The organism is Hyalangium sp., assembly GCF_045802625.1.
In the GTDB taxonomy this organism is placed as follows: Bacteria; Myxococcota; Myxococcia; order Myxococcales; family Myxococcaceae; genus Hyalangium.
In genome coordinates, this window is record NZ_JBJMQP010000070.1 from 48,175 (window position 1) to 57,532 (window position 9,358).

A 9,358-nucleotide genomic window follows, 5' to 3' on the forward strand; every position below is an offset into this window, starting at 1 on the left:
AGGTCACACGGACGTCATCCGCATTACTTCCTCGAAGGTGGTGAGCCCCTGCGCCAGCTTGCGCACTCCGGCCTCACGCAGCGTGCGCATCCCGGCTCGCCGGGCGGCCTCCACCAGCGCGTGGTGCGAGGCCCCGCCGGTGATGAGCTCCTTCATCTCCGCGCCGATGCTGACGATCTCGAAGACGCCGGTGCGCCCGAAGTAGCCGGTGCCGCGGCAGCGCACGCACCCGGCCCCCTTGCGCAGCTTCACGCCGCCGGGGAGCAGCGGAATGGGCACCAGCAGCGCCGTCAGCTCGTCTGGCGTCAGCGAGTCCTCCTGCGCGCAGTGCACACAGATGCGCCGCAGCAGGCGCTGGGCCATCAGCCCCACCAGGCTCTGCGAGAGCAGGAACGGCGGCACGCCCAGATCCTTCATGCGCGCCACCGCGCCGATCGCGTCATTGGTGTGCAGCGTGGAGAGCACCAGGTGGCCCGTGAGCGCGGACTGGATCGCGTTCTCCGCCGTCTCCCCATCGCGGATCTCGCCCACCATGATGACGTCCGGATCCTGACGCAGGATGTGGCGCAGCGCCCCGGCGAAGTCCAACCCCAGCTTGTGCTGCACCTGGACCTGGTTGAAGCCCTCCCACACCATCTCGATCGGATCCTCGATGGTGGTGACGTTCACGTCCGGGCCCGCCACCGCCTTGAGCGCCGAGTACAGCGTGGTCGTCTTGCCGCTGCCCGTGGGGCCCGTCACCAGGATCAGCCCGTGCGGCTGATCGATCCAGGACTCGAACGAGCCCTTCTCGTCAGGCTCGAAGCCCAGCTGGGCGATGTCCTGCACCAGCGTGTCCGGATCGAAGATACGGATGACCACCTTCTCGCCAAAGGCCGTGGGCAGCGTGGACACACGCAGCTCCACCTCGCGGCCCTCGCGCTCCGTCTTGATGCGCCCGTCCTGCGGCTTGCGCTTCTCGGAGATGTCCATGCGCGAGAGCATCTTCACGCGCGAGATGATGGGCGGATGCACTCCGGCGGGCAGCATGTAGACGGTGTGCAGCACGCCGTCGATGCGCAGGCGCACGTGGGACTGGGCGCGCTTGGGCTCGATGTGGATATCCGAGGCCCGGTTGTCGAAGGCGTAGCGCAGCAGGTAGTCCACCGCCTGCACCACCGGCTTGTCCGCCGCATCCAGCTCCTGCGTGCCGCTGAGCGACACCAGCTGCTCGAAGTTGGTGAGCTGCGGCGCGGCGGCGAAGTCATCCGCCGCCCGGGCCAGCGTCTTCTTGAAGCCGTAGATCTCCGCGATGGACTTGAGGATGTCCGACTTGGAGGACAGCACGGGCTCGATGGGCAGGCCCGCCAGGCGGTAGAGGTTCTCGAACAGCTCCCGGTCGAACGGGTTGGCCACCGCCACCACGAGCCGGCCCTGCGCGGTGCGCTCCAGCGGCAGCAGCGCGTGCTTCAGCGCGAAGGGCCGGGACACCGTCCGCGTCGCCAGCGCCATGTCCAGCTTGAGCGGGTCGATCTTCCGGTACGGCATGCCCGCGGCGCGCGCGGCGGCCTCCGTCACCCGGTCCTCGTCGAGCACGCCCCGGTTCTCCGGCAGCGGCACCTGGAAGGCGGCGACGATCTCCACCGGCGACACGTCATAGCGCGCCGCCTCCTTGGAGCCGGCCTGCGCCTTGCCTTTGAGCACCCGCGCGCGAGCAGCGGACTCGCGCGCGAGGATCTCCTGGGCCTGCTGTGGGGTGAGCAGGCCCTGGGCCACCAACGCCTCCAGCACGAAGGCCGTGCTGAAGTCCGCCTGGCTGCGGCTGAGGGGGCCTACCGGCGCTGCCAAGAGCGGCGCCTCCCGGAGAACAGCCCCAGCGCGAGCACCCCGAAGAACACCAGCGCCGAGGCAGGTGCCTCGCCACACCCGCATCCGCTCGGGGCGCCGGTGCCCCCGCCCGTGCCACCATCCGTGGGCGGAGGCGGAGGCGGAGGGCCACCGTCGCCGCTACAGAGCGTGCAGCCAGCGTCCGGCGTCTTCAGGGGATCGTAGCAGGCCCCCGTCCGGTCACACTCGAAACCTGTCGGACAGTCAGACCGGGTGCGGCAAGCCGGCGTGCACGAGTTGGTGTCCCCCACCGGGTTGCACTGGAGCGGCGAGGCGCAGGTACCCACGTCGCAGTTCTTCATGCACACGTGGTCCGGCCCGATGTTCTTGCAGGCGCTGCCCAGGGGGCAGGCGCACTGGGCCGTGTTACAGGTCTCCGTGCAGACCCCCTGCGGGTTGTTGTTGATGAAGAAGCAGATCTGCCCCGTGCCGCACTGCTCGCTGGAGGTGCAGGGGTCTCCCACCGAGAGCACGCTCGGCTTGTTCTGGACGCAGACGCGATCGCACACGCGGCAGGAGAAGGTGATGTTGCCATTGGGGGGGCAGTCCGCGTCCGCGTAGCAGGGGGGGATGCAGACATTGCCCTGGGCGAGCGGCGCGCAGGTATAGCCATCCCGGCAGTCACCCGACCCCGGGCGGCAGGGCTTCATGCAGCGGTCAGGAGTTCCCAACTCGACGCACACCGAGCCCGCGGGGCAAGAGCTGGTGGCTCCGCCGGCGGTGCAGTCCTCCTGACAGTAGCCACCCACCCAGGCAATTCCTCCGGAGGGCAGCGCCCCGGGCGGCTGGCAGATCGAACGGGCCCCGCCGCAGTCGCCATTCACGTTGCAGGCCTTGCCCACCTGCGTCACGGCCTCGCCGGGCACCGCGAGGCAGGCGTTCGTCTGGCCCGAGATCAGGGTGGAGGCCTTGCACACGAAGGGGCTCGGGCACTCTCCGTTGGTGACGCCGGGGCAGCCCTTCGAGCAGTACGAGTAGAGCGTCACGCCGCTCGAGTTCTTGTAGGGGATGCAGCTGAGTCCACCGGTGCACGGATCGCTGGCCGAGCACGGCGAGCCCACCGCGCCGTTCTCCGGGTAGTAGTCGCAGAGCTTCGTCACGTCCGACTGATCCAGCACCCGCTTGCTGCCGCCGGCTGGAAAGTCCGGGTACATCACCGACGCTTCGGGGAAGTAGGAGTCCGCCAGCCCCAGGCAGTGGCCCACCTCGTAGGTGAGGATCGACTGAAGATCATGGAAGTTCTCACTCTGGGGCGTGTTCGGCAGCGTGGTCCACCGGAAGTTCACGCCGTTGATGAAGATGTCGCACTGGTAGAGGTAGCCCGCGTAGGTGAGCGGGACGGCCCCTGACAGGGACTGCCCCGACGCGAGCGCCGTCTCGTAGTAGTTGTCACTGGTGGACGTGACCCAGACGGTGCTCACGTTGAACGCGTCCGTGTTGTTGCCCACGTCGTTGGGGTTGATGGCGGAGTTGCTCGTCGTCAGCCCCGCGTACTGGAAGGACGGGTACGCGCAGCTCACGTCATCCCAGGTCTGGAACGCCGCCTTGGTGGCGTTCACCACCTCGGTGAGGGCAATGCCCCCCGGGGTCTGCGCGCGAGCGTCGACGTAGTAGCGGAACGGGTAGTCCCGCGTGTTGAGCATCTTGTAGCCCAGGTAGCTGGAGCTCTGCGCGGAGGCCGTGGCACTGAGCGCCATCAGCACGAGCCCTGCGGTCCATTGCAGCCTGCGATTCATCGCTTACCCCTCTCCTGCTGCGCCGGGGGCGGGGTCGCCCGCCGGATCTCTTCGAGGACTTCATCGAGCGGGCGCCGGACCGGGCCGCCCTTCACTTGAGCGGAGAGCTGAACCTCTCGCTTCCCCGCTGCTCCGGACGTCACCGGCTGCTTGCCCGCACCCAACCCCACCAGCACCACCCGCTCCGCCGACTTGGGATCCGGGCAGCGCAGGAACAGCAGCGCCGTCTCTCCCGCCTCGAGCTTCGCATCTCCCGCGAGGTGAGACTCCCACAGCCCGCTGCGCCCGCCGAGCTGCACCAGCTCCAGCGCGCGCGGCCCCTGCCCACGGTACTCCTCCAGCACCTCGAGCCGCGAGATGGTGGTCATCTGTCGCACGTTGCCCTGAGGAACGTTGACGCGCTGATCCACGACGCGCGCGAGGACAATCCGGTCCGAGGCGCGAGCCAGATCGGCGAGTGTCTGTGGAGGCAGCGCGCCCCAGGCGAGCACGGGCAACCCGAGCACGAGCGACAGGCCCAGGAGGCGGAGGAAGTTCATGGCGGCGGTAGCTTACCCGTGAATGGCGCGGATCGCGGCGTCGACGAGCCCCTCGGAGGTGGGACGTTCGGCCACCGCCGCCACCTCGATGCCCAGCCGAGCCAGCGTGGCCGCGGTGGTGGGGCCAATGGCGACGACCCGGGCCTGCCCCAGGCGCTCGCGGCCCGCGGACTCCAGGAAGATCTCGGCCGTGCGCGGCGAGGCGAAGAGCACCACATCCGGGGGCGCGGCGCGCAGGAGCTCCTGGGCCTCGGGAGACAGCTCGGCGGGCGTGGTCCGATAGGCCGTCACCCGGGTGACGCGCACGCCCTGCTCGCGCAGCGCGAGCTCCAGCTCCCGGCGCCCCTCCTCGGCGGCGGGCAGGAGCAGCTCGTCCTCCGGGTGCAGCTCGGAGCGGAGGACTTCATAGAGCCCCTGGCCGGTGGACTCGGTGGGCTCGGCGGCCACCTTCAGGCCGTAGCCCTCGGCGGTCCGCGCGGTGCGAGGCCCCACCGCGGCCACCCGCACCTGGGCCATGCGATCCACGGTCCCGGCCTCGCGCAGCGCGTCCATCAAGGCCTCCACGGCCGAGGGGCTGGCGAACACCACCCAGCGGTAGCGCTGGATGGACTCGGCGGCGGCGGCCAGCGGCCGGGGATCCTCCGGGGGCCGCAGCTCCAGCAAGGGGAGGCTGAGCACCTCCGCGCCCTCATCCTCCAGGAGGAAGCACAGCTCCTCCACCCGCTCCTTGGGGCGGGTCACCAGCACACGCTTGCCTTCGAGTCGCCTTTCCACGGGCGCGGACTCTAGTCCATCCGCGGGGGATGGCACGTCCTACCTGTGAGGTCATTCCTCATCCTTTGGACGTACCAGGAGGCTCCTTGAGCTACGCTACGGAGATGGGAGGAGCCCGCAAGCGGCTCTGTGCAGCCATGCCTCGAAAAACCCACCACGCCCCGCCACGCCCCCAGCAGCGAGCCCCGGCTCGCAAGCACCCGTGGATCACCGCGTTCGGCGCCGCCGTCCGGGCCGCGCGCGTCCGCAAAGGGCTCTCCCAGGCCCAGACCGCCCGGCACCTGGGCATGACCCCCTCGGTGTACGGCCGCGTCGAGCGAGGCCTGCTCGTCCCTGGAGTGATGCGGCTGTACGAGCTCTGCCAGCTCCTCGAGGTCTCGCCCGACACGCTGCTGGTGCTGGAGTACGGTGCGCCCTCCCCCACCTACCGGCGCTGGCGCACCCGGGTGGCCGTGAAAGACTCCACCACGCCCGCCATGCGCAGCCTGCTGACAAAGGCTCGCCAGCTCTCCCCGGCCCAACTCCGGCGCCTGAGCCAGATCGCCGCGCTGCTCTTCGAGTAGGCCCCGCCCCCCTGGGAGAACAGGCGCGTCAGGTTCTTCCACCAGCGCGTCAACGCGAAAGCTGCGGAAGCAGCGCCGGCAACTCGTGCATCGCGATGATGAGCAGCGCCGCAAGACCGAAGTAGACCGAAGCCGCGATGACCCGCTGCGGCTGCGTCACGCCATCATCGGAGACCGCCCGCTGCGCCGCGGTCAGGCTGTTGAGCTGCTCCAGCGCGGACAGCCGCTGCTTCGCCCGCCGGGCTTCCCACCACCGCGTTCCCACCTTCCACGCCGACACCCCCGCGACACCGAGCGCAAAGGGGTTCACGTGCGTCGTGCGGACCATGCCGACCCCGACCACCGCCAGCAAGAGCACCGTCCCGGCGGCCGCGAGCTCGAGCGACACCGGCCCCATCATCCGGTTCCCATCGAGCTGCCAGAACGGGATGAGGTTGAACAGGTTCATCATCAACGCGAAGTATCCGACCGCGAGGAGCAGTCCACTCCACTCCCCCGTGAAGAAGAACGACGCGGCGACGCACGCGGCTCCACCCAACGAGCCGAAGAGGGGCCCGCCCGCGCCGATGACAAAGTCCTGCCAGGTGGACTTCGGCTTCTCCTTGAGCGCGATGAAGGCACCGAAGAACGGGATGAACACCGGGGCGCCGACGTCCAGGCCCACCCGCCTGGCCGCGTACCCGTGGCCAAGCTCGTGAATGAGGATCAGCAGCACCAGCCCGGCCGCGAAGCCCGCGCCGTAGAACTGTGCGTAGACCAGCGCCATCAGGATCATCGTGAAGCCGGTGGTCGCGAACTTGGCGAACTTCGCCAAGACCAGCAGCGACTTCAGCTTCCACGCGAGCAGTCCCGCGGCCCCCAGGCCGCCGATGACCCGGCCCCGATTCTTCGAAGGCGCCACGGCAGCCTCCGCCGTCACGCCCGCAGCCGCCGCGGCAGCAGCCGCCGCCCGAGCCTGCTTCTGCGCCTCGAGCTGACGCAATCGCTCCAGCGCGGACATGGCTACCGCCCGACCTCAATCTTGGAAGGCGCCGGAATCCGCCACGCCGTCATCAGCGCGAACGCGATCCAGAGCAGATCAAACGGGCTCAGCGAGCTGCCAATGTTCTGCAGAAAGAGACTGAACAGTGTGGGGCTGAAGTAGCCCAGGCCCAGCTCCGCGCCGCGCGGGTCGCTAATGACGACGTGCGCGAGGATGAAGTACTTCGCGATGACGAGCCCGAACACCGCCATGCCCGCCGCCGCGATCTGCAGCGGCTGGCCACGGCCCTTGCCCGCGCCGAGCTTCACCCCGCGGCCCGCCAGGTAGCCGACGAGCACCGCGACGTAGCCAATCTCGTAGTCGGTCGCGACCACGATGACGGCCCAGATGACCGCGCCCACCAGCGCACCTGCCGCGCCGCCCGCGAGCGCAAGGGGAAACCGCGCGCCCGTCTGTTGCTCCGCCGCGAGCTCCGCCTGGACCTGCGCGGCACAGCTGCCGCAGACGAGGTTGCCATTGATGCTCGTCCCCGCTCCGGCCGCTATCGGCTTCTGGCAGAGCGAACAGGCGGCAACGGCGACGGCGGCGGCGGGCTGAGAAGGCGGGAGGGCTTCGGGTTCGGACATGGCGCAGACCATAAGGCAAGTCCCCACGTTCCCGGAAGCAGCCAGGCAGGGGGACTCGCGGGCCCCACCCGAGCCGGGCCCCCATGCCCTCCGCCTGAAGCCTGGCACCCAGGCGGAGGAGAACCGCGGGCACTCAGGCGAAGATGCGCAGGCCTCGCCTGGCCAGCTCCACCGGCGTCCCCTGGAAGTGGGTGAGCTCGGTCTGATCATTCACGGTGTCCTGGGCGTTGAGGTCCACCTTGATGCCCGGGATGTCGTCGATCTTCAGATCGAACTTGAAGCCGGTCTCCTTGTAGGCGTCCACGGACACATCCAGCTGGGTGTTCTTCCCGATGCGCCGCAGCGCCCCGTCGAAGTCCCCGGTGGCCGCCGCCGCCAGCGCATCCGCGAACTGGCGCGTGGGGATGCTGCCGGACAGGTTGAGCTCAATGCCGTCCTCCCCCTCGAGGGAGGCGGCGCCCTTGGCGAGGGCCGCGCCACCGCTGGCCTGGGCGCTCACGGAGAAGGTGGTGGTGGACTTGTTGAGCACGTCATTGCCCACGGACTTGAGCGTGCGCAGCGGGTCCGAGATGAGCCCGCGGAGGCTCACGCCATCCAGCGGGATGTCCGTGGTGGCGCTCAGTGACAGCTTGCCGCTGACCTTGCCGGACAGCTCCACGCCGTGGCCCAGATCGAGCGGCGCGCCCAGGTTGAGCGAGCCGTCCGCGCTCACGTTCTGGCTGAGCTCCAGCGTGGCGGGCTTGCCCGGCCCCCACACGACGCCCACGGACAGCTGCGCTCCCGCGTGCACGTCGCCGCCCGCGCCCAGGCCCGCCGTCTGTGCCAGCTCCGCCTTCACGTCCGCGTTCACATTCACCGCGGCGTAGCCCTGGGTGAAGTGGTTCTTGAGCACGCTGAGCTCGTCGCCGCTCACCAGACCCGACACCAGCGTGCCCACCGGGCCCGCGGCCGCCGTGGCCACTCCGATGCTCGCGATGGTGTCGGCGGCCTTCGCCACGTCGTCGGCGCTCTGGAACTTGAAGGTGGCGCTCACCTCGCCTCCGGCGGAGGCACTCCCGCTCGCGCCGCCGAAGCCGGGCAACGGCAGGTTGCCGAAGATGCCCGCGCTCGCCTTGCCGTCCAGCTTCAGCTCGTAGCCGCCGTCCTCCGTCTTGGTGATGGTCATGGACGCCTCGGCGCTGGCGGACACGTCCACCAGGCCCACCTCGCCACCCACGGCGAGCGTCACCGAGTCCCCCGGCGAGTTGAGGCTCTTCACGTTGTCCTTGATGTGCAGCGCCGCGTCTACCGCCGAGCGCAGCGCCCCGGCCACCTTGTCCTTGACCCAGTCGACCGCCTCGCCGATTGCGTCCTCGATATGGTCGTCCAGTTGGGTGAGGTTGCCGGCGAACGTGTCATCCGGGACCTGGTCGCTCTTGCCCGTGGCGATGGCACCCGCCATGGCCTTGGAACCCTTGTCCATCAGCCCCTGCACCACGCTGGCCGACAGCAGGTCCCCGCCCGGTGCATTGTCGTCACGCAGGCGGCGGAACGCGTCCACGATCTCGCGCTCGCTGTTGTGCTTGTTCTGGCCGAAGAGGCCCGAGTCATCGCCCTTCTGCTGCCAGTCCCCCTTCTGGTAGGCGCGGGTGAAGGCGTCGCTCACATAATGCGCGTTCAGAGCTCCGGCGCTGTCCGTGGCGGCCGCCAGGCTGGCGATGGCCTTCCTCGTGTCGTCCTTGCTCAGCGGCGTCAGGTTGCTGACGATCTTGTCGAGCTGCGCCTGCGAGCGCTTGAGCAGCACGCCGCGCAGGGCCGGAGGCGCGCTGGAGATGATGTCCTTGAGCGCGGCGGCCGCGTCCACCACCGCCTTCCGCTTGTCATCCGTGGACTTCGCCGAGTCGATGGCGTTGGCACGGGCGGTGAGCGGCTCTTGCAGCAGGCGGACCTGGGCGTCCAGCAGGGACTTGCCCACGTCCTTGGCGTCCTTCGGCGGAAGGAGCCGCTGGATGTTCTGCAGCGAGGTGGTGATGCTCTTCTGGGAGCTGGCGTCCGCATAGACCGCGTCCCGAGCCAGGCCGTTCAGCTCCGATTGCACGTCGTGGACCACCTGGGCGCGCAGCTCCGGCGGGACCTTCTTGATGATGTCCGCGATATGGCCGGCGACCACGGAGGGAGCCGTGGGCGGGATGGGCGGCTGCGGAGACAGGGCGGCGATGTGCTCGCGCACCTGAGCCTCGTACTTCTGCGCCCGAGCGGCCGGCGAGCCGGGCGCGGGCTTCGAGGGACCGCC

General features: G+C 69.6%; 8 protein-coding genes. 1 reads left to right on the forward strand and 7 read right to left on the reverse strand.

Annotated features, from left to right (window positions below; all coding sequences use genetic code 11):
* Positions 1-3 precede the first annotated feature (3 nt).
* Genes ACJ8AT_RS14130 through ACJ8AT_RS14145 form a run of 4 tightly spaced genes read right to left on the reverse strand, consistent with a single transcriptional unit; the run spans position 4 to position 4,915 of the window.
* Entirely contained in the window at positions 4-1,827 is a 1,824-nt protein-coding gene (locus ACJ8AT_RS14130) for a GspE/PulE family protein (protein WP_407738239.1), read from the reverse strand.
* Positions 1,812-3,602 (reverse strand): adhesin, encoded by a 1,791-nt coding sequence (locus tag ACJ8AT_RS14135; protein ID WP_407738240.1) that lies wholly within the window; start codon positions 3,600-3,602, stop codon positions 1,812-1,814. Before ACJ8AT_RS14135 ends, ACJ8AT_RS14130 begins: the two co-directional genes overlap by 16 nt.
* Complete coding sequence (locus tag ACJ8AT_RS14140) at positions 3,599-4,141, reverse strand: hypothetical protein (protein WP_407738241.1); 543 nt, start codon at positions 4,139-4,141, stop codon at positions 3,599-3,601. The genes ACJ8AT_RS14135 and ACJ8AT_RS14140 overlap by 4 nt, the downstream gene beginning before the upstream one ends.
* A gap of 12 nt (positions 4,142-4,153) precedes the next feature.
* On the reverse strand, positions 4,154-4,915 hold the full coding sequence (locus ACJ8AT_RS14145; protein WP_407738242.1) for a uroporphyrinogen-III synthase: 762 nt from the start codon (positions 4,913-4,915) through the stop codon (positions 4,154-4,156).
* 86 nt (positions 4,916-5,001) lie between these two features.
* On the opposite strand from ACJ8AT_RS14145, the gene ACJ8AT_RS14150 reads away from it, so the two are divergent.
* Positions 5,002-5,478: a helix-turn-helix domain-containing protein gene (locus tag ACJ8AT_RS14150; protein WP_407738243.1), complete on the forward strand. Its 477-nt coding sequence runs from the start codon at positions 5,002-5,004 to the stop codon at positions 5,476-5,478.
* 49 nt (positions 5,479-5,527) lie between these two features.
* Here the strand turns inward: ACJ8AT_RS14150 and ACJ8AT_RS14155 are convergent, their stop codons facing one another.
* The 3 genes from ACJ8AT_RS14155 to ACJ8AT_RS14165 all read right to left on the reverse strand — a co-directional run.
* Complete coding sequence (locus tag ACJ8AT_RS14155) at positions 5,528-6,478, reverse strand: site-2 protease family protein (RefSeq protein WP_407738244.1); 951 nt, start codon at positions 6,476-6,478, stop codon at positions 5,528-5,530.
* 2 nt (positions 6,479-6,480) lie between these two features.
* The gene (locus ACJ8AT_RS14160; RefSeq protein ID WP_407738245.1) at positions 6,481-7,086 is read right to left on the reverse strand and encodes a hypothetical protein; all 606 of its coding nucleotides are present in this window, start codon (positions 7,084-7,086) and stop codon (positions 6,481-6,483) included.
* Between the two features lie 133 nt (positions 7,087-7,219).
* Positions 7,220-9,358: hypothetical protein (locus tag ACJ8AT_RS14165; protein WP_407738246.1), on the reverse strand; the 2,139-nt coding region annotated here is incomplete at its 5' end.